Here is a 19,799-nt window from a genome sequence, read left to right on the forward strand (position 1 = left end):
TAATAAAAAATGAAGGTATAGCGTATGAGTGATACTAATAGAAAATTTAAAGATCTTTATTTGCCAGTTGTTGGAACTGTTGCAATTGGGACAGCTGCTTTTTTTGGGGTATCCCAACTTAAGCATGGTGATTATCGAAATCCATCTTCTGATGGAAGTTTCAAAACTGCTTATGAAGCATGGGCCGATCTTCAGTATTCTGGAGCATCATATAGTGCCAAGGCGCTTTTAGTAGATGATAAAACTCTTCCAGGCATGCTTGGAGGGGTAACTTACGGTGCCGAAAAAGAAGCGTCTTCTTCTCTATTAACAAGAGTCATGTCTCCTTCGACGGCAATTATTAAAAAGAATATTGATACTCTTTCAGATGCAAATAAAGAGCTTTTCTTTCGCGATTTCTTAGAAAATTATGCAAAGGATTCTAATGGATATCGTACTTATAAAGACGTTACGACAGGTCGAAAGATTGATCTCGCAAGAGACGTTGTAGACGCCGAAGGAAACCCTAAGGTTATTGACTTAACTGAGCTTAAGGCAACTGATATCAAAACAGCTGACTTAGCAACTTTAGAAAAAGTTTTCTACAATCTATTTGAGCAGATGGAAGATCGATCAATGACTTTCATTAAGCCGACTGTTAGGCGTAAGTTTTTTACTGGAAACCTTCCTGGTCTTCCAAAGATTGTTCAACCAGAAGGTGGTGGTTGGTATAGCAAACCACATAAATTTCTTGGTAACAAGCAAGACTACCGCGAGTGGAAGCCTAACTTTGGTAAGGCCGAAAGATTTCTTACAGATGCCCATGGCCACGGTGGTGGTAATGGTGGTTGGGAGATTAACTTTAAGGCCCAAAATACTTATGGTGAATTCGAAGAAATGGTTGCATGGTTTAGGGAATCTCTTTCTCAAGTTGTGCGCGATCCTTTAACTGGTAAGAATAAAGTTCAACTCTTTCAAGCTCCTGGTCACCAGAGACTTGTTTTTAGAAAGCACCCTGATCTCGATGAAGCAAAGCTTTCAGAGTTCTACCGTACGATTCAGTCTTATATTGTATTAAATGGTATTAAAGGTAACTCTGGAATTGAATTTGCCAATTATAAGAATGTTCAAACAGAATCAAACCTTACTAATCTTTATCATGGTGGACGTGGTGTAATTAGGCCAGACGATCAGTGGAAGCCATGGATTGAAAAGACTGGTGGTTTAGGTATAGAGTTTAGGGCCGGAACAAAGAACCTTGCGCCTGCAAGATTTTATCAAACGACACTGGCCGCTCGTATTGGGGCCAATGACTTTAGTGGCATTGCAAGTATTTCAGACTATAACTTGAATAGCCCTGCATTTAGAGAGCCTGAAAGTATTGCAGCTCGATTTGGTATTGAACTGAGTGTTGTCGAACAGGCAATCGCTAATATGCAAAAGGCAGGAATTAAGGCCGACTACCGTGTGATGTTCTGGGGCTGGACAGAACCAGAGGTTGCATTCATTGGTGATACAAAGCGCGAGATCATTAAAAATCTTGTTAAAGATTATACACAGAAGGTCGCTCTACTTGATCCGAATATGTCTCAAGACAAATTAAAGCAAGAAATTCGTGAAATGAATCGTACATGGGTTTCAGCTTCTAAGTTAATTGATGATCTTGAAGCCTATATGCGTCCTAAGAAAATGGACTATAATGCATTAACAATGGACTTTAAGGCCAACGTCGATGCTCCTAATAGAGTTGCAAATCCAGTCGATGTTAATAAGATTGATCTTGGTATCGAGTACTCTGGTAAGTTCCCATTAAGACTTAAGTCGATTACTTCTAAAGATCGTCTTGAAGATGGTAAGCGCGCTTGGGTACAAACTGTTATTGATCTGTCATCACAAGAGCGTGAAGCAATTATTAAAAGAGTTGCTCAAGATCTTTATGAAGAAATTGGTGGTGAAGAAGGTGAGGCACCTGTTAAATTAGAAGTTGATGGACACGGGCACGGACTTGATGTTGCCTATGCAATTCGCGATTCTAAAGGCCGAAAATGGCAAGTTGAATGGGATGGTATTGGCCGCTCATATACTCCTTCTGGTGAGATCATTGCAGATTCTCCACGTGGGGGAACGATTGAGCTAATTACGCCAAAGTTTACTCCTACTATTGAAGAGGTATCGTCGGTATATAAAGCTTTTGAGAAGAATAATGTTCTTCCATCATTAATGGCCGGTGGTGGTCACGTCAATATTGACCTTGCTGCATTTGATGGTAACCCTAAGGCCCTTGCAAGATTCTTAACAATCTTCCACGAGCATAGAGGGATCATTTCATTAATGTTCCAGCATATTAATCGTACACACACTTCAGAGCCTGTCGTTGTAAGTGATACACTTAAGAATGCACTTAAGGACTTTAATGGATCTGAAGAAGAACTTAAAAAGCTTCTTTATAATGAAAGGTACTTTAATACTCGCTTCGGACGTAAGACTCGTTATATCCAACTTGATGTTTCAGCTTACTTTCAGGATGTTATCCCAGAAGAGTTTGTAACAGATGACTTTGATATCTCTAATCCTACAACAGATTGGAGAAGAACTTTTAGAGTCGATCCAAAAATTAGAAAAGGTGAGTTTAGAATGTTCAATGCTCCTCGTGATGCGGCCGAATCAGCAATGCAGATTCAGCTTGTAAGAGCAATGCTTGATAAGGCCATCAATAGTACGACTGCCTTATCTGGTGAAATTGATAATACGACTCACGTTGATTATGTTAAGAAACCAGATATGGTTGAAGATGATCTTAAAAAGTTATGTGATGATTTAGGACTTGATGTTAACCAATTCCGTACAGCTGCAATGGAAGGTTTATCTATTTCTCAACTAGAGTCAGATAAAATCTTCTTTAGAAGTATTGATGAGAAAATGGCAATCCATCCTCATCAACCTGGTTGGGGAAAAGCTGTTGATGCAAGAAGTAGCGATGAAGCTCTTAACTCTACTGGACGTCAGTGGACTCCAGGGCCAGCTGATGAGTTAAATACAATGGATAATGAGCACCGTATCCGTGCAGCTCTTGCTGCCCAAGAGATGAGACAAGATATTGTTCCAGCTCGTGAGCTACCAGGAGAGTTTGTGAGAACAAATAGTTGTGAAGAATTATTAAATGAAATTTTATAGAAAAGAAAAGGGCCTCATCAGAGGCCCTTTTTTTTATATTAATTTTTAAGCTTGTAAATCCTGAATATAATCCATAAAGACTTGATGGCGAATTGGCTTATAAAGAATGTCATGTGCGCCTAGTTCTTTTACTTCATCAAGAGACACTTCTTGGTGGGCCGTTACAAAAATAAATTTCTTGAAATCTAGTCCTTCTAAAATAAGGTTTTTTAAGAAGTCGATTCCATTCATTTTTGGCATGCGAATATCAGAGAAAATATAATCGAATTTTCCATTCTTAACTTTCTCAAGCGCCTCTTCACCATTGTACGCAACTTCATAATCTAATCCGATGCGATCAAACATGTATTGATAGAGCTCTACTAATTCAACTTCATCTTCCACAAATAAAAACTTCAAATTAAAAATCCTGTTGTGCCGTGCTGTGTTGTCTAAAAGACACTTCATCATAGTTAATTTTTATTTGTTTATCAAGCAATTTAGTTTGATTGGCTTAACTATTTGAAATCATTTGTCTTGAAAAACTCTACATCAGCATACTTTTCCGTTGCAAGCTTAAGGTCCCATTCCGTGCGGTAAATAAAGCAAGGGCGGTCCTTAATATCAAAAGCGATATTTGCACTATAGCGGGAAATAAATTCGTCTTTAATTTTCTCGCTTGGAAATTTTATCCATCTAATACCGTTGTAAGGGAAGCCTTCGTATTCTCCCTTAACATTATATTCGTCTTCTAGGCGACGTTGGACAACTTCAAATTGCAGGGCACCAACTGCACCAAGAATTTTCTCTGTTGAGTTATGGCGTCTAAACAACTGAACAGAACCTTCTTCTGATAGTTGCTGTAGACCTTTATCAAGCTGCTTTCCTTTCATTGGGTCTTTTAAGAGAACTCTCTTAAATAGTTCCGGGGCAAAGCTTGGAATCCCTGTAAACTGCATGATTTCACCTTCTGTAAAAGTGTCTCCAATTTGCAGCTTTCCAGAATCGTGGATACCAATGATATCTCCTGGAATTGCATATTCAGTAATTTCTCGATCTTGCGCTTGAAAGATTAGTGGAGTTGCTATTTTTAATTCTTTTCCTGTTCTTGCTAATGTAACTTTTTGGCCACGAGTAAACTTTCCTGAACAAACGCGGATGAAAGCGACGCGATCACGGTGCTTCTTATCCATGTTTGCCTGAATCTTAAATACAAAACCACTAAATTTAGATTCATTTGGCTCAACAATACGTGTTTCACCTTTTTCTAGTGGTGCAGTGATTACTTCACGCTTTCCTGGACCTGGCGCAAATTTTGAGAATGTATCTAAAACTTCTTTTACACCAAAGTTATTAAGAGCAGATCCAAAGTACATTGGAGTCATGATACCTGCTAAAAACTCTTCTTCGTCGAATTCTGGCATTAGTTCACTAATCATTTCAAGATCGTTTTCTAACTTCTCTAATAATTCTTCGCCAACAAAGTCGACAATATGCTGAGCTCTTAAGTCGCTTGCATCAATGATATTTGGACTAAATGGATCTTGAGCATCTTTAAAACTCATAATTGTTTTCTTCTTAAGATCGTATACACCTTTGAAGTCAACACCTGAGCCAATTGGCCAAGTCATTGGCACACACTGAATAGAACAAGTCTTTTCAACATCATCAATTAGTTCAAATGGGTCAAGAGAATCGCGGTCAAATTTATTACAGAAAGACACAATTGGAGTATCTCGCATTCGACATACTTCCATTAGCTTCTTTGTTTGAGTCTCAACACCTTTGGCCGAGTCAATCATCATTAGAACACTCTCTACAGCAGTTAGCGTACGATAAGTATCCTCGGAGAAATCCTTGTGACCAGGAGTGTCGAGAAGGTGCATGGCACGTTCATTATATGGAAATGACATAACTGATGAAGTGATTGAGATACCACGTTCTTTTTCCATCTCCATCCAGTCTGATTTTGCGTAGTTACCTTGCTTACTCTTTACCATACCTACGCTGCGTACAACTTGACCAAACCATAAAAGTTTTTCTGTCATTGTTGTTTTCCCCGCATCTGGGTGAGAAATAATTGCAAAGGTCGCTCTTTTTAAATCTTCCATTTAATTCGTATCCTAATTTTATAATTTTATGATGCGACACTGTAACACAGTGTGAATAAATTGAATAGCTTACTTCAAATCTTATTTATTTTTTAAATTTACTTAATTGAGTGTCTTGGGCATACTCTTAGTCAATAATTTCTTTGTAGAAAAGTTAACAAAATTAACAATTTAAGGAGAACTGATGAAAGGTTTTAAATCTTTAATTGGTCTTATTTGTGTTGGTGCTATTTCATTTAGTGCCCAGGCCGCAAAAAAGCCAAATTTTTTAATTATCTGGGGAGATGATATTGGTGTTGAAAATATCTCTGCCTACAGTCACGGTATTATGGGTTATAAAACTCCAAATATCGATCGAATTGCTAAAGAAGGGATGATGTTTACAGATTACTATGCTGAACAATCTTGTACAGCTGGTCGTTCAGCGTTCATCACAGGACAAGCAACTCTTAGAACAGGTCTTTCAAAAGTTGGGCTTCCTGGTGCTAAGGCTGGACTTCAAGATCGCGATATCACAATTGCAGAGGTATTAAAGACTCAAGGATATGTTACGGGTCAGTTCGGAAAGAACCACCTAGGTGATAGAGATGAGCATCTACCGACAAAACACGGTTTTGATGAATTCTATGGAAACCTATATCACTTAAATGCTGAGGAAGAGCCAGAAGATCCAGACTATCCAAAAGACAAGGCGTTTCATAAGAAATTTGGTCCTCGTGGAGTTCTTCACTCATTTGCCGATGGAAAAGTAAAAGATACTGGTCCACTGACGAAGAAGAGAATGGAAACAGTTGATGAAGATATTGTTAATCGTTCAATTAAATTCATGACTGATGCTGTTAAGAAAAAGAAGCCTTTCTTTGTATGGGTAAATACAACTGGAATGCACTACCGTACACACCCTCGTCCAGAGGCCAAAGGACTTTCAGGTCAAGGTGACTACAACGATGTATTCGTACAACACGATATGTATGTAGGTCGTCTTCTTGATTCTTTAGAGAAGAATAAGATCAAAGATAATACTTTTGTTATGTACTCAACTGACAATGGTGTTCACTTCAATACATGGCCAGATGCTGGTATTACAAAATTTAGATCTGAAAAGAATACGAACTGGGAAGGTGCTTACCGTGTTCCTGCTCTCGTTATGTTTCCTGGGAAGATTAAAGCTGGTCAAATCTCAAATGAAATTGTTTCTACACTTGATTGGATGCCGACGATCACAAAGTGGGCAGGATACTCTGATATCAATAAGAAATTTCTTAAGGGAACTCGTATTGGTAAAAAGAAGGTTAAACTTCACTTAGATGGGTTTGATCTTACAAAATATCTTGAAGGTAAGGAAAAGAAGTCTCCTCGAAATGAGTTCATTTACTTAGATGATCAGGGTGTTCCTGTTGCCGTTCGTATGGGAGATTGGAAAGTTGTTTTCTCTGAACAAAGAGCAAAGACAATGGCACTATGGGCCGAACCATTTGTTGATCTTCGTGTTTCAAAGGTATTCAATCTTCGTCGTGACCCTTATGAAAGAGCAGACCAAAACTCGAATACATACTGGGACTGGATGCAGTACAAAGCGGCTTACGTTTACATGGCCATGGATGTTACATCGAAGTTTCTTGAAACATTCAAGCAGTACCCACCAAGTCAAGCTGCTGACTCATGGAGTATGAAGGATATTACAAGAAATATTCTCCAGCAAAATAAAAAGAAATAACTTACTTTGATATGGCGGACCTAGTGTTCGCCATATTTATATTTGGAATGATTATGTCTGTTTTAAATGAAATTCAAAATATTCAAGAACAATTAAATAATCGAATCATTGGTCAAGAAGAGATCATTGAAAAGATCATTCTTGCAGTTCTATGTAATGGAAATGTTCTTCTTGAAGGTAATCCTGGAACAGGTAAAACGACAACGGTAAAATACCTGGCCGGACTGATTGGTGCCGATTTAGGTCGTATTCAATTTACTCCAGATTTACTCCCATCAGATGTTGTTGGTTCTGAGTTATATTTGACTGATGAAAGTGGTAAGGGCCGTATTGAATTTAGTAAAGGACCTGTTTTTAACAATCTTCTTTTGGCAGATGAAATTAACCGTGCCCCCTCAAAAGTACAATCAGCTCTTCTTGAGGCCATGGAAGAAAGGCAAGTTACAGTAAATGGTGTTACTCATAAATTACCTAAACTTTTTATGGTTTTAGCAACTCAAAACCCAATTGAACAAGATGGTACATATCCGCTTCCTGAAGCACAATTAGATCGCTTTATTTTTAAGCTAATTCTCAATTATCCTAATAAGGATAATGAAATGAAAATTATGCAATTAATTAGAGATAATTATAATGCTCCACAGATCAAGAGTGTCTCAAGTGAAGAGATCATTTTTGAGGCGAGAAATGAAATTCAAAAGATTACTTCTTCGGCCGCAATTGATCAGTATATTGTTGATATTGTCGATGCAACAAGAAGTAGCGATAAACTCCCTGATGAGACTCGTAAGTATATAACGATGGGACTGAGTACTCGTACGACCCTCTCGCTAGATATTGCAGCTAAGGCCAAGGCATGGCTTTGTGGCAGCGAATTTGTTACTCCCGATCACGTGCGTTCAATAATGAAGCCAGTTCTAAGGCATCGATTATATATTAGTTATGAGGCCATCGCTGATGGAGTCTCGGCCGATAATATAATTGATCAAATAATAGACTCAGTAGCTGTATTGTAAAAACAATGATTCAAGAGAATACGATTTACATATCTAAGAACTATCTAATGGAGCTTAAAGCTAAGATGGTTCATTTTCGTACATTCATTGATCGTCCGATTAGGAATAAGTATGTAGGAAGGTTCGCATCTAAAGTAAAAGGCCAAGGCCTAATTTTTGAAGAGATGGATAATTATCGTCTAGGAGACGATATTAGAAATATGAACTGGAAACTTACACAGAAACTTTCTAGGCCTGTTGTTAAGAGATATACCGAAGATAAAGAAAGACCGGTCTACTTAGTTGTTGATCAAAGCTCAACCATGTTCTTTGGTTCAACAAGTAAAATGAAGTCTGTAGTGGCCTGTGAGTTAGCAAGTATCTCATATTGGAGCGTTGTAAATAACCAAGACCCAGTCGGGGCCTTTGTTATTTCTAATGATGGTCATAGCTTTATAAAAGCATCAAAGTCACAAGCAAGATCTGTTGCTATATTAAGTGAGTTAGAGAGCGCAAATCGTAAACTCGATGTAAGTAGTTTGACTAATAAGATGGATGTGGTTGAAGAGGCCTTAAAGCGTCTTAGACATGAAGTTAGACAGAATTCTCTCATTATATTTATTTCCGATTTTTTGGATTTTAATGAAGGTGCTTTTACACAATTGAAGTTGTTGGCCAATAAGAATGAGTTAGTTTTAGCTCATATTGTTGATCAAAATGAAACAAGGCTTCCAGAGGTTAGTAATTTTGTCATTTCAAATAGTATTGATGAACTAACTATTAACTCGAAAGGGGAGAAGTTACAAAATGCTTATAAAGAAAATTGGGATAAGCATATTGATAGACTTTATGGCCTATGTCGGAAATTATCGTTTCCTATATTTGAAATAAATACTCATGAGAATATTTTTACTCAGTTAAAACAGAGGCGTTTTCATGAGTAAGGCCCTCGAAACAATTAAGCATGAGTATTTTGGGAATCTATCGATTAAAGGAATTCAAGAAGTTTCTGTTGAAGTTAGTAGTGTCTCATTGTTGCCACAAACTTGGGGATGGGCCCTACTGCTCATTATAATAATTAGTTTTGTTCTCTACTATATTTATCAACGTATTCTTTATCTGAAAAAGTATGGCCCCTATCTCAGAATCTATAAGGGCCTAACTAATAAGGATAAAGTTGAAGATATTTATCTCTTATATAAAAAAGTTTTCAAATTAAGGTTTAAAAAGCAAATTAATGATCGATTCTTAGTTGATAATGGACTTGGAGAGTATTCTCAACTTGAGCAAGATGAGCTTAATGAATATATCTATTCAGCTAAAAATATAGATGTTGAAGATGAGATCATTTTAAAAAAGAAAATGCTTTTAGATATTGGAGTTATTTTAGGGAGGTATCGTGATTAGTTTCGAGCATCCTATTTTCTTTCTGATTGTGCTATTGCCAATATTTGTTCATTTCCTTTTTAAGCCTTTTAGGATGCGACAAACTTCTATTAGAGCATCATTTTACAATATTGTTGCTGAAAGTATGCAAACAGCAGCAGGTGCTGAAAATATTAGAAAACGTAAACATATTCAAAACTCCTTATTAATAATTTCATGGGTTCTTTTTTGTGTCGCTCTTTCTAAGCCTGTCATGAGTGGTAAAGAAATAATTAAAAATATTTCTTCAAAGAGCTTCTATATCGCATTGGATTTGTCTGGCTCGATGAGCTATCAAGATACCCAAACTGGTGAGACAAGACTTGATGTTGCTAAGAAGAATATCACAAAATTTATTAATGAAAGAAGTGATGACTTTCTTGGACTTATTGTCTTTGGAGACTCTGCTTACCTTCAGGCCCCATTATCAAATGATAAAAAATCACTTGTGTCACTTGTTGAGCAATCTAGTGTCGGGATGGCCGGTCTTAGTACCAGATTAGGAGACGCCATTGGACTTGGAATTAAGCGATTTCGAGATACTAAGGTTAAAGAACGTGTTTTCATCTTATTAACTGATGGGAATGATACGGGTAGTGAAGTTCGTCCTATTGATGCTGCTCAAATAGCTAAGAATGAGAATATTAGAATTTATGTTTTGGGGTATGGAGATCCTACTACTGTAGGTGAGAATAGCCTTGATACAAATACACTCAAACAGATCGCCACGTTAACTAATGGCCGATTTTACTTACCCAAAAATGAGAAAGAGCTTGAAGAGGCATTTAAAGAAATCAACTCTATTGAAGTTCAGCAAATGACAAGATTAACATATCGGCCAAAGTACGACCTCTTTTATTACCCAATTATTATAATTTTATTATTATATCTCTTTGCCATTGTAATCGTGATATCTAGTCGACACTTTAGACATAGGAGTGTGCAATGAGTGAAATCTTGGCGCTAGCTAAAGCATTTATTATACGCTTTTATACTAATATTGCTGCTTTCCACTTCATTAGGCCATGGTGGCTGCTTTTGCTTATTATCGTAGTTCTATTTGCTGTACTCTATTTACGAAGTAAGAAGATGGGGGAGCTTGGACAATATTTTGGTCGTGATATTTTAAATGCTCTTGTTGTAAAACAACGAGGAGAATACCTTAAAGATCCACAGTTATGGGCGCTAGCATTAGCTTTTATGCTTATTCTTGCCGCTAGTGGACCTAGTTTTGAAAAGGTAAGGACATCCTTTGATGAGAATGAATCTAAAACAATGCTTGTCTTTAATCTTTCTGAATCAATGGAATCAATTGATATATCACCTTCGCGTATTGAAAGAGCAAAATTAAAAATTATCGATCTATTAAAAATTACTCAAGGCTCTTATTACTCTCTTGTTGTTACATCTGGTAACTCATATCAAATTCTTCCCTTTACAAGAGATTTTAATATCTTAAATAATTTCATTACAGCACTTGATACCTCTCTTGTAACAGGTGAACTCTTGCGCTTATCAAGTCTTGAGAAAGTAGTGGCATCTTCCTTTACAAAAGATGGCCAGGGGCAAAACTTAATTTTTATCTCTGATCAAGTTGATGATGAATCGATTCCAATTATGGCCCGTGGGCTTGAATCCAATGATGTTAACTTAATTGTCTATGGTGTAGGCCGCCCAGAAGTTGAATTAGATAGCAATACTTTCAATCCTACTTTACTGCAGAAGTTTGCTTCAGTAGGAAATGGTAATTATATAGAGTTCTCTAATGATAATAGTGATATTGCTCAAGTGAGTGCTTATTTAACAAAGTATTACCCCCTAGATAGCGATAGTGATCTTCCTTGGCACGATCTTGGTTATTATCTACTCTTTCTATGCATTGCCCCTTTTGTTATGTACTTTAGGCGTGGTTGGGTGGCCGTTATTCATTGTTTTATTATTTTTGTTTGCTTCTCTCCAAAGACTGTAAAAGCAAATATAATATTGGATCCATTCTTAACTTCAAATCAACAAGGCCATTTATTTTATAAGCTCGGTTATTTTAAGAAGGCCGCTAAAGAATATGATGATCAGTATAGTAAGGCCCTCTCTTATTATTTGGCTGAGGACTTTAAGAATGCTCAGCTATATTTTTCAAGCCTTGATTCTCCTGCTGCGAGATTTGCAAATGCAAATTGCATTGCACATATGGGTTATTACTTATCAGCACAATTAGAATACGAAAAGATTATTAAGAGTGGTGGCCCCTATGCAAAGAAGGCAATGCAAAATGTTGAGATTATGAAAAAACTTGTTGCTGAGATTGATGCAACTAGTTTGGCCCAAAGGGCCGAAGGGGACGAGAAGACAAAACTCTACCGTGAGAAATTTAAGATATCTCGCGGGGCCAAGGTATTAGAGACAAATACAAAAGATTCAAGCGAATCAAAAGATGCTCTAAATGTCGATTTATGGATGAATAAAGTTCATTCACCTCTGCGAGAGTTTTTGGCCCGTAAAATTCAAATCATAGATCAGCAAATAGAAACTAAAAAAGCTGATAATGATGAGGTTGATAATGAATAGATCATTATTTTATTTCCTCTCATTTTTTATACTGGTTTTTCATCGTCATTCTTATGCATTAAATGGAATAAAAAGTTATTTGAACTCAGGCGAGATTGAGTTCTCGTTTGTAAGAGCAGGTGAAGGGAAGATTGTTCCAAAACAATTAGTTGTTTTCGATCTTTTTACAAAATATCAAAAAGGCTTAGAGGTTGATGTTAGAGTTCTCGATATCAACTTTTCCAAAGGACTAGCAACTCAGCAAAGCACTCGCGAGTACTTCCTTCAGTCTTCTGGCAATTTTTTATTGAAATCTCAGAGTATTCAAGTCTTTCCAAGTTATAGTGGTAACCTTCTTGTTGAAGGCGTTAGACTTGCCGTTACTGTTCGTAATAAATCGACAGGTGTAAAAGGCCGTGAAGAAATCTTTTTGCCTGGCCCATCTTTTGAGGTTGAAGATGTGGGAGCTAATTATGATTTTGTTGCCTCGGGAGTTGAGGAAAGCCTCACTCAAATTAGTGAACAAAATGAAGACTCAGATGCTCTTGTTTTTGAATACAAAATTGAAGCGAGTCAGACAAGTGTGGCCCTATTACCTCAAATGCGTTTTAAGAGACAAGATGATGTCTCGTTTTATTATGAAGTACTTGAAAAGGATGATCGTTTTGATCGTGGAGAAGCGAAATCTATTATAAGAGAAAAGATAACTGTCGTCTTTAATCGTGCTGGTAGCGTTAAGCTTGAGCCCACAAGGATTCGTTATTTTGATATAGATAATGATGAAATTCAAAATAGTGAACTACAAAATATAATAATACACTTGGGAGGATTTTACTTCTCTACTAAGACTAAACTCTTAATCTGTGTCATCGCTTTAGTTCTTGTGTTTGTTTTTTATCTCTATCGACTAAATCGAGAATCACTCGCATATTTTTATAATAATTTAAAAGAAGAGTATAATAATCGACGTGTTTTCAAACAGATTATAAAAAAGCGAGATGCAGTTGGACTAATCAACTACTTATATCGATTTGCGCATGATGCCAATGAGCTTACTCTGATGTCATTTTTTGAAAATTATGGTATTGATGATTCTGCTATATCTAATATTTCTAATGAAGAGGCCATTGTCGGTATTGAAAAATTATTTGCCGATCTTTTTTTAGAATCTAAGCAGTCTGAGGATTATTGGCCACACTTCGAAAGATTATCGCTTAAGAGAGATCTCAAAATGGCATCACTTAAGTATGGTAATCACATAAGTGAGCTTAACTAGTGCAAATTATACTTAATATCATCTTCTTTGTTCTTGTTCTTATTGCTGCTCCTTCGTGTTTTAATAAAAAACTAGAAGTTACAAAATTTGATCCCACAAAAAATTCTTATGAACAATTAAAGAGTAATAATGATCCATCAACATGTTTTCAGTGTCACGAGGATGTCGCAACTCAGTGGAGCAGTTCAGATCATTTTCATTCAATGAATAAGGGGACTAAGGAATTTGTAAAAGGTGATTTTAATAATAAAGTTTTTGAAGCAAATAGAACAAAGTATCTATTTGTCGAGAAACAAGGTCAGTTTTATATTTCTATCAACGGCCTCGATTATAAAGTTCTTTATACATTTGGACATTATCCACTTCAGCAATATGTTGTTGATACTGGAAAAGATGGTAAATTCCAAGTACCTCCAATTGCTTGGGATATCGAAGCTAAGAGGTGGTTTAATACTTTAAGTGAAGTTCAAGTAAATCATCCACACCTTAGTGATTCACTAAAGTGGGATAATAGAGTTAATAATTGGAATAATCGCTGTGCAAGCTGCCACTCTTCAGGCCTAGATAAGTCTTATGATTTTAAAACTGATTCATATAAGACTAAGTCTTTAAGTGAAAATGTCTCATGCTTTTCTTGTCACGGTGATGCTAGTACACACCTTAAGTGGGCCAGTATGCCTTTAGAAGATAGAGACTCTAATCTGACAAACAAAGGCTTTTGGCGTAATTCAACAAATGGTTATAAAGAGATTATTCCTGCAAAAGATGGTGGTGTGCATACGTATATTACAGAACATGATGCAAACACGACTTGTCTTACTTGTCACAGTTTAAGAGAAGACATGAGTGATCATGCTGACTTTGCTGCTGACTTCTTTAATCAATTCTCTCTGACGATTGTAAATGATAATCAGTATCATATTGATGGCCAGCAGAAAGAAGAAGCTTTTGTAGGTGGCTCTTTTCTCCAATCAAAAATGTTCCATAATGGTGTCAAATGTATTAATTGCCACAATCCTCATAGTGGTAAACTTAAAAAAGAAGGAAATGCTCTTTGTTTACAGTGTCACGATCTTTCTTATGATAAAAAGGCCCATCATGGACATGAAATCGCAAGTGCAAGTTGTGTCGACTGTCACATGCCTAAAAAGGCATTTATGGGAATTGATATGAGGGCCGATCATAAATTTGTCATTCCTAGGCCTGATTATTCTCTTTCCTATGGTGTACCTAATAGTTGTACTTCTTGTCATAGCGATATTTCAAAAGAGAAGATGAACTCGATGTTCCAAACTAAGTTTCCTGATCTTAAAACAAGAGATGAGCTCCTTGAGATAATTGGTGAAATGAAGAAGGGGAATTTTAAAAATAAAAATCGACTTCTGTCGTATATCAATAATGTTGACATGCCAGAGATGAAAAGGGCCGCGGCCATTGTTCTTCTAAGAGAGTTTCCTAGCATGAAGAAAGCCGATTACGAGAAGTTATTAAGTAGTGATTCAATTTTGATAAAAAAAGCAACATTGGAATTATTATTAAACTTTCCAGATATTTCACAGCTTCAGACGGCCATTATCGATATGGCAAAAAAAGGACCTAAGCTTCTTTCTTTCTCAGCGGTTTATGTTCTAGCAACTCATGGCCTTAATTTTGAAAAGGCTCCAGGCATTGATCTTAGGCCTCAGCTTGATTCTCTACTAACTATGTTAGAGCTTCATAGTGATGCTCCTGATAATATTCTTAAACTGGCAACTTTGTCTCGTTTTGGCCTATTTCCTAAAACACCTGCACAACTTCTTGAGGCTTCCATAAAGAAGTATCCATATTTTATTGCGGCCTATATCAATTTGGCCGATCTTCATCGCTCAATTGGTAATGAAGCACAGACGGTACAAATCTTAACGCAGGCATTGAATAAAAACCCACAGGATGGCAGTGTTTTAACTGCACTAGGTATGCATTACACGCGACTAGGAGATTATCCTAAGGCCCTTGATTATTTTAAATCTGCGAGTGACTTGAATAAAGATAATGCTTATTTTAATTACCTCTATATACTTACCTATAAACAGGTTTTTGGTGCTGAGCAGGCGCTTGGTGAAGCTAAGAAATACGAATCTCGCTATGAGGCATCATTCCTTTTTAACCAATTACTTTTTGCTTTAAGTGTAGAGCTTCAGGATGTTGAGAATACGAAGTTCTATAGTAAGAAAATAAATCGTTTTAGACAGTGATTTTGAAACAAAAATTACTGTGAAAAGTCGTGATTCTCTTACATTTTTAAGAATTTTTAATGAAGGCCATTAGGTCAACAAACTACTGTTGTAATATTTACATGTGCAAAAATGATAGGTTGTAACATCTCAAATCACGTCGTATAAACCACTCATTAATGTAGCAGGGATTGATGAATAAACATATCGATAAAGTTGTGTTGTTGTTCTTTGTTCCCCAAATTCGTGTTAATTTTCGTGTTGTTGTTATTCTCGAATTATTCGTATGTTTTTCAATTTCTGCTACACCTAATATATATAAAGGCCTGCATTGCAGGCCTTTTTTTTTCTTATTGTTTTAATTCTTTGTGCTTGTCTTGAATCATTTTAATAATTTCTAGCGTGTCTTTCGTGCGTAACATCTTAGGTGAAATCTCGTCACTTGGAAGCTCCCAAAGTTTATCTAGGGTACGGTAGAACTTAAGGTTCTTATTTGCCCATACCTCATCAACTTTACTAACAGCAGTGAAGTGAGGTGCTGTGTGTAGTACTTCTGGAGAATCAGAAAGAACATTTTTGATTGCTACTAGAACATCAGTAAAATCATCTAGCTCTTTCTTTGTGAAAGATTCAGTTGGTTCAATCATAAGACCAAATACTTCTGGGAAAGCAACTGTTGGTGCGTGAAGCCCGAAGTCTAGGAATAACTTTCCAACTTTTGCAATAATCTGGTTCTTAAGAGTTCCTGACTTTTCGATATGAGCAAACATATCGTCACTTAGTGTAATAATAAATTCGTGCATACGTGGTGTTTCATCCGCTCCATGTGGTAGCATTGGATAAACATCCTTAAGCTTTTGGAAAAGATAGCGTGCACTTAATACTGCAATTTGTGACATTGTCACAACACCGTCTTGGCCTAGGGCCTTTAGATAAGTGTAGGCACGTACCTTGTGAGCAACGTTTCCATCGTGGCGGTGGAAGTCTCCAATACATTTTGGAGCACGTACTTTCTTGTATGAACCATCAGATAACTTCTCAATTTGAGTTCCTGGAATATAGTCAACAAGTTTGCTACTTACAGCAACGATTGCATCTCCTGGTCCACCTCCACCGTGTGGAATTGTCCAAGTTTTATGAAGGTTGTTGTGGCAAGCATCCACTCCTAATTTTTCAAGAGAAACAATCCCTGCAATAGCGTTCATATTCGCACCGTCCATATAGACTAGGCCGTCAACAGAGTGAATAAGATCCGCTACTTCTTTAAAGTTCTCTTCAAAGATACCTGCTGTATTAGGATTTGTTACCATGATACCAGCAATGCGCTCGCCATCTGTTTTGATAATCTCTTTTAGTTGCTCAAGATCAATTTGACCTCTTTCATTAGCATCTAAAGTAATGATACCAACTTGTTTCCCGTCAACTTTAGCTGGGACAAAACCAGCTACTGCGGCAGTCGCTGGATTAGTTCCGTGGGCAGAGCGTGGGATAAGAATTACATTCTTAGTTTCAGCGTTACCTCTATCTGCATGATAGGCCTGGAACATCTTGATACCAACAAGTTCTCCCTGTGCTCCGGCCACTGCTTGAGTAACAAGTCCTGGAAGTCCTGTTATCGCTTTAAAATCTTCTTGGATATTGTAAAGAAGCTCAAGTGTTCCTTGAGTATACTTATCATCTAGGTCTGGGTGTGCCATTGTAAAGCCAGCAAGTCCTGCTGCCCAGTCATTCACATATGGATTGTATTTCATTGTACATGAACCAAGAGGGTAGATGGCATCATCTGGAGAAACGTTTAAGCTTCCACACTTGTCGTAAAATGCTTTTACTTCTTCTGTTGTGAAAGTTGCAATCCCTGGCGCATCTTCTCTTATATATGTTTGAGGGATTTCCGGCATGAAGAATTCTGATTCACTTTGCGCTGAAAAATTTGCATTAAAAGCAGCAATTAATTTATCGAGATCTTCTTGAGTGTGCTGGTCACCAAAAGAGACTTTTAATAGGTTTCCTTCTAGATTGTGACGGCCACTAATATCTTTACCTGCAACTAGATCTTCAGTTGAGGCAAGCATGTCACTTACTTTCTTATCTAGCTTTAGAACAACTTCATTGAAGTAAGGAGCATCAAAGGCAAGCTCCACACCATCTAGGTGTAGTATATTTGAAAGGAAGTATTGAGTGTTTTGTCTTGAAGTTGCAAGCTTATCTGATAAACCTTCATCACCAAGTGCTAAAAGTGCAGCACCTGCAATTGTTGCTACAAATGACTGGTTTGAGCAGATATTACTTGTGGCCTTCTCACGACGGATATGTTGTTCACGAGTTGATAGTACCATCGCAAGACATTCTTGATTATTCATATCAACTGCATTGCCTACGTAGCGTCCAGCAGTTTGGCGAATTTGATTCTTATTTGCGTCGTTAAAACGAATTCCAAAGATACCTAAACCTGGTCCACCATAGTTTGCGTCTAGGCAAAGGTGTTGACCTTCACCAACGATCATTGTTGCACCGGCTTTGTCACTACCGTATTCACTTGGCTTCTTTAAACCACCCTTAGCAAGTAGCATTGGGTCGATAATAGCAATTGAGAATACTTCGTTGTCACGACATAGGTCAGTTAAGGCATCAACATCTTCTAGTAGACCAAGTGAGTTTACTTGGCCAAATGCAAATGCAGCAATTTCTTTATTTGTTTCAAGTAACTCTTTTACTTTATCGAAGTCTGTTAGACCGCTTTCTTTATTAATTGGTGCCCATAGGATTTCCAGATCAGTATGTGCAGCATTTGTTTCAAGTACACTTCTATCTTGAGGATAGATTGCTTCACTTACTAATACTTTTGTTCTCTTGCGTGCAAGACGTACTCCTGTCTTTAGTGCTTCAAATAAACAAGTTGATCTTTCGTATAAAGACGCATTAACCGCTTCATAACCAGTTAGTGCTGTAATTGCACTTGAGTAGATCCAAAGAGTGTTTAGTGTTCCTTGTGATCTTTCTGGTTGGTAAGGAGTGTATGCTGTTGTTAGTCCTCTAATATTGCAAACATATGGAACGATCTCATGAATTTTAAACTGTGGAAGTCCATCACCTAAGAAGTTTGTAGGGATTTTATTCTTTTTTGATAGTTCATCAAGATTAGTAACGAGATCATCATAAGATAGTCCTTCTTTTAAAGGAATTTTTGATGAGAATTTTACATCGTCTTTAATATGAGAGAATAATTCTTCTAGTGTCGTTAGACCTAGTTCGTTTAACATCTGTTTAATTTCTTCATCACTTGCACTGATATAATTCTTTGCAAGTTCACGATTAAGATCACCAGAGTTTACTTTTAAATTTCTTGGGTCAAAACCAAGTTTCTCAATAGTTGAGTTTGATACGTCTTGTGTGTGTGACATCTGTTCTCCGTGTGTGTTATATCTAGATAAATTAATTCTAAAGTATGTATTTACGAAAAGTATATATAGCATAGAAAAAACTGGCCATCTACTTGATTTTAATATGAATGAGACTTCACTAAAGACTAATATTGATATTGTAATTGACTGCGCGCAAGAAGAAGATTTAAAAACAGAATCTCTGAATCAAGCGCTGCGCAACTATTTGCAGAAGCTCTCTTCTCATAAATTGACTTATCAATTGCACATGACAGGTGAATCCTTACAAGGGGTTTATTTAGTTTGGAAAGATAATGAATTGTGCTTATTTGATCCGGCCCGAGATTCTTCATTGAAGCTTGATTGGGCAACAGACTTACAAACTCATTTAAAAAGGAATTATGCTGTAACAAAAGAGCCGCTTTTTCGTGCCCTAAAACTGAAAGGTGGTGACATCGAGCATAATAAAGTTGTTGATGCAACCCTAGGTACAGGTAAAGACGCTTGCTTACTTTTAAGCTTTGGCTGTCATCTCGATTGTTTTGAAAGAAATCCCTATGTTTTTGGACTTGCTCTTTGGGCGTACGAGAAGGCCATAAGTTTTGAAAATGAAAAGATTTCTAATATTTTCAAAAAATATATGAGCATCAGCTATGGTCAAGCAACTTTGGCCGATACGGGAAGTGATTTTAAGCGATGCTTTTACGATCCCATGTATGAAATGACAAAATCCAAGGCCAAGAGTGCGCTTAGTCGCAAGGAAATGGAAGTCTTTAAGGACTTAGTAGGTAAAGATACTGATCAGGATCTATACCTATGGTCTTTGTGTACCAAATTTCCTTTAGTTTGCTTAAAGAGGCCAATTAAAGCAAATGAGGTACAAATTCCTACTGATTGTAAGCATCAAAGAGTCGTCTACAGCGGTAAATCGACACGTTATGAGCGCTACTTTCTTCCTTAATATTCTTAAGAAAACATAGTCTTTTAATAAAGTTATTGTTATTAT

13 protein-coding genes are annotated in these 19,799 nt (G+C 36.9%); 10 read left to right on the forward strand and 3 right to left on the reverse strand.

The features are described from left to right. The first annotated feature begins 24 nt into the window (after positions 1-24). Positions 25-3,153, forward strand: coding sequence for a hypothetical protein (locus tag ABMA70_RS01130; RefSeq protein ID WP_103217161.1), 3,129 nt, complete (start codon positions 25-27; stop codon positions 3,151-3,153). A gap of 45 nt (positions 3,154-3,198) precedes the next feature. Here ABMA70_RS01130 and ABMA70_RS01135 read toward each other — a convergent pair whose 3' ends face one another. Next, complete coding sequence (locus ABMA70_RS01135) at positions 3,199-3,552, reverse strand: response regulator (RefSeq protein WP_392992057.1); 354 nt, start codon at positions 3,550-3,552, stop codon at positions 3,199-3,201. 98 nt (positions 3,553-3,650) lie between these two features. After that, positions 3,651-5,243 carry a peptide chain release factor 3 gene (locus ABMA70_RS01140; RefSeq protein ID WP_392992055.1) on the reverse strand — a complete coding sequence of 531 codons (1,593 nt, stop codon included), beginning with the start codon at positions 5,241-5,243 and terminating at the stop codon, positions 3,651-3,653. Positions 5,244-5,427: 184 nt separating this feature from the next. Here ABMA70_RS01140 and ABMA70_RS01145 point away from each other — a divergent pair, with 184 nt between their 5' ends. The 8 genes from ABMA70_RS01145 to ABMA70_RS01180 all read left to right on the forward strand — a co-directional run bounded on the left by ABMA70_RS01145 (position 5,428) and on the right by ABMA70_RS01180 (position 15,434). Continuing rightward, entirely contained in the window at positions 5,428-6,960 is a 1,533-nt protein-coding gene (locus ABMA70_RS01145) for an arylsulfatase (protein WP_392992054.1), read from the forward strand. Between the two features lie 53 nt (positions 6,961-7,013). Further along, positions 7,014-7,976, forward strand: a complete 963-nt coding sequence (locus tag ABMA70_RS01150) for an AAA family ATPase (RefSeq protein WP_392992052.1) — start codon at positions 7,014-7,016, stop codon at positions 7,974-7,976. Between the two features lie 5 nt (positions 7,977-7,981). Further along, positions 7,982-8,899, forward strand: coding sequence for a DUF58 domain-containing protein (locus ABMA70_RS01155; RefSeq protein ID WP_392992050.1), 918 nt, complete (start codon positions 7,982-7,984; stop codon positions 8,897-8,899). After that, a complete protein-coding gene (locus ABMA70_RS01160) occupies positions 8,892-9,362 on the forward strand; it encodes a hypothetical protein (protein WP_392992048.1) in 471 nt (156 codons plus the stop codon). The genes ABMA70_RS01155 and ABMA70_RS01160 overlap by 8 nt, the downstream gene beginning before the upstream one ends. A 73-nt stretch (positions 9,363-9,435) precedes the next feature. After that, a complete protein-coding gene (locus tag ABMA70_RS01165) occupies positions 9,436-10,329 on the forward strand; it encodes a VWA domain-containing protein (protein WP_392992046.1) in 894 nt (297 codons plus the stop codon). Next, positions 10,326-11,945 carry a VWA domain-containing protein gene (locus ABMA70_RS01170; protein ID WP_392992044.1) on the forward strand — a complete coding sequence of 540 codons (1,620 nt, stop codon included), beginning with the start codon at positions 10,326-10,328 and terminating at the stop codon, positions 11,943-11,945. Before ABMA70_RS01165 ends, ABMA70_RS01170 begins: the two co-directional genes overlap by 4 nt. Further along, positions 11,938-13,200: a hypothetical protein gene (locus ABMA70_RS01175; RefSeq protein ID WP_392992042.1), complete on the forward strand. Its 1,263-nt coding sequence runs from the start codon at positions 11,938-11,940 to the stop codon at positions 13,198-13,200. The genes ABMA70_RS01170 and ABMA70_RS01175 overlap by 8 nt, the downstream gene beginning before the upstream one ends. Beyond that, positions 13,200-15,434, forward strand: a complete 2,235-nt coding sequence (locus ABMA70_RS01180) for an ammonia-forming cytochrome c nitrite reductase subunit c552 (RefSeq protein ID WP_392992040.1) — start codon at positions 13,200-13,202, stop codon at positions 15,432-15,434. The genes ABMA70_RS01175 and ABMA70_RS01180 overlap by 1 nt, the downstream gene beginning before the upstream one ends. A gap of 329 nt (positions 15,435-15,763) precedes the next feature. Here ABMA70_RS01180 and gcvPB read toward each other — a convergent pair whose 3' ends face one another. After that, the gene (gene gcvPB / locus ABMA70_RS01185) at positions 15,764-18,814 is read right to left on the reverse strand and encodes an aminomethyl-transferring glycine dehydrogenase subunit GcvPB (protein ID WP_392992038.1); all 3,051 of its coding nucleotides are present in this window, start codon (positions 18,812-18,814) and stop codon (positions 15,764-15,766) included. Between the two features lie 103 nt (positions 18,815-18,917). Here gcvPB and ABMA70_RS01190 point away from each other — a divergent pair, with 103 nt between their 5' ends. After that, a complete protein-coding gene (locus ABMA70_RS01190) occupies positions 18,918-19,754 on the forward strand; it encodes a class I SAM-dependent methyltransferase (RefSeq protein WP_392992037.1) in 837 nt (278 codons plus the stop codon). The last annotated feature ends 45 nt before the right edge of the window (positions 19,755-19,799 follow it).

Origin of the sequence: Halobacteriovorax sp. XZX-3, from assembly GCF_043196495.1 — a bacterium.
Taxonomy (GTDB): Bacteria; Bdellovibrionota; Bacteriovoracia; order Bacteriovoracales; family Bacteriovoracaceae; genus Halobacteriovorax_A.

Bases quoted from the DNA above. Each gene is read 5' to 3' on its own strand.
- ABMA70_RS01130 (WP_103217161.1), top strand. From the start codon at position 25: ATGAGTGATACTAATAGAAAATTTAAAGATCTTTATTTGCCAGTTGTT.
- ABMA70_RS01140 (WP_392992055.1), bottom strand. From the start codon at position 5,243: ATGGAAGATTTAAAAAGAGCGACCTTTGCAATTATTTCTCACCCAGAT.
- ABMA70_RS01145 (WP_392992054.1), top strand. From the start codon at position 5,428: ATGAAAGGTTTTAAATCTTTAATTGGTCTTATTTGTGTTGGTGCTATT.
- ABMA70_RS01150 (WP_392992052.1), top strand. From the start codon at position 7,014: ATGTCTGTTTTAAATGAAATTCAAAATATTCAAGAACAATTAAATAAT.
- ABMA70_RS01155 (WP_392992050.1), top strand. From the start codon at position 7,982: ATGATTCAAGAGAATACGATTTACATATCTAAGAACTATCTAATGGAG.
- ABMA70_RS01160 (WP_392992048.1), top strand. From the start codon at position 8,892: ATGAGTAAGGCCCTCGAAACAATTAAGCATGAGTATTTTGGGAATCTA.
- ABMA70_RS01165 (WP_392992046.1), top strand. From the start codon at position 9,436: ATGCGACAAACTTCTATTAGAGCATCATTTTACAATATTGTTGCTGAA.
- ABMA70_RS01170 (WP_392992044.1), top strand. From the start codon at position 10,326: ATGAGTGAAATCTTGGCGCTAGCTAAAGCATTTATTATACGCTTTTAT.
- ABMA70_RS01175 (WP_392992042.1), top strand. From the start codon at position 11,938: ATGAATAGATCATTATTTTATTTCCTCTCATTTTTTATACTGGTTTTT.
- gcvPB (WP_392992038.1), bottom strand. From the start codon at position 18,814: ATGTCACACACACAAGACGTATCAAACTCAACTATTGAGAAACTTGGT.
- ABMA70_RS01190 (WP_392992037.1), top strand. From the start codon at position 18,918: ATGAATGAGACTTCACTAAAGACTAATATTGATATTGTAATTGACTGC.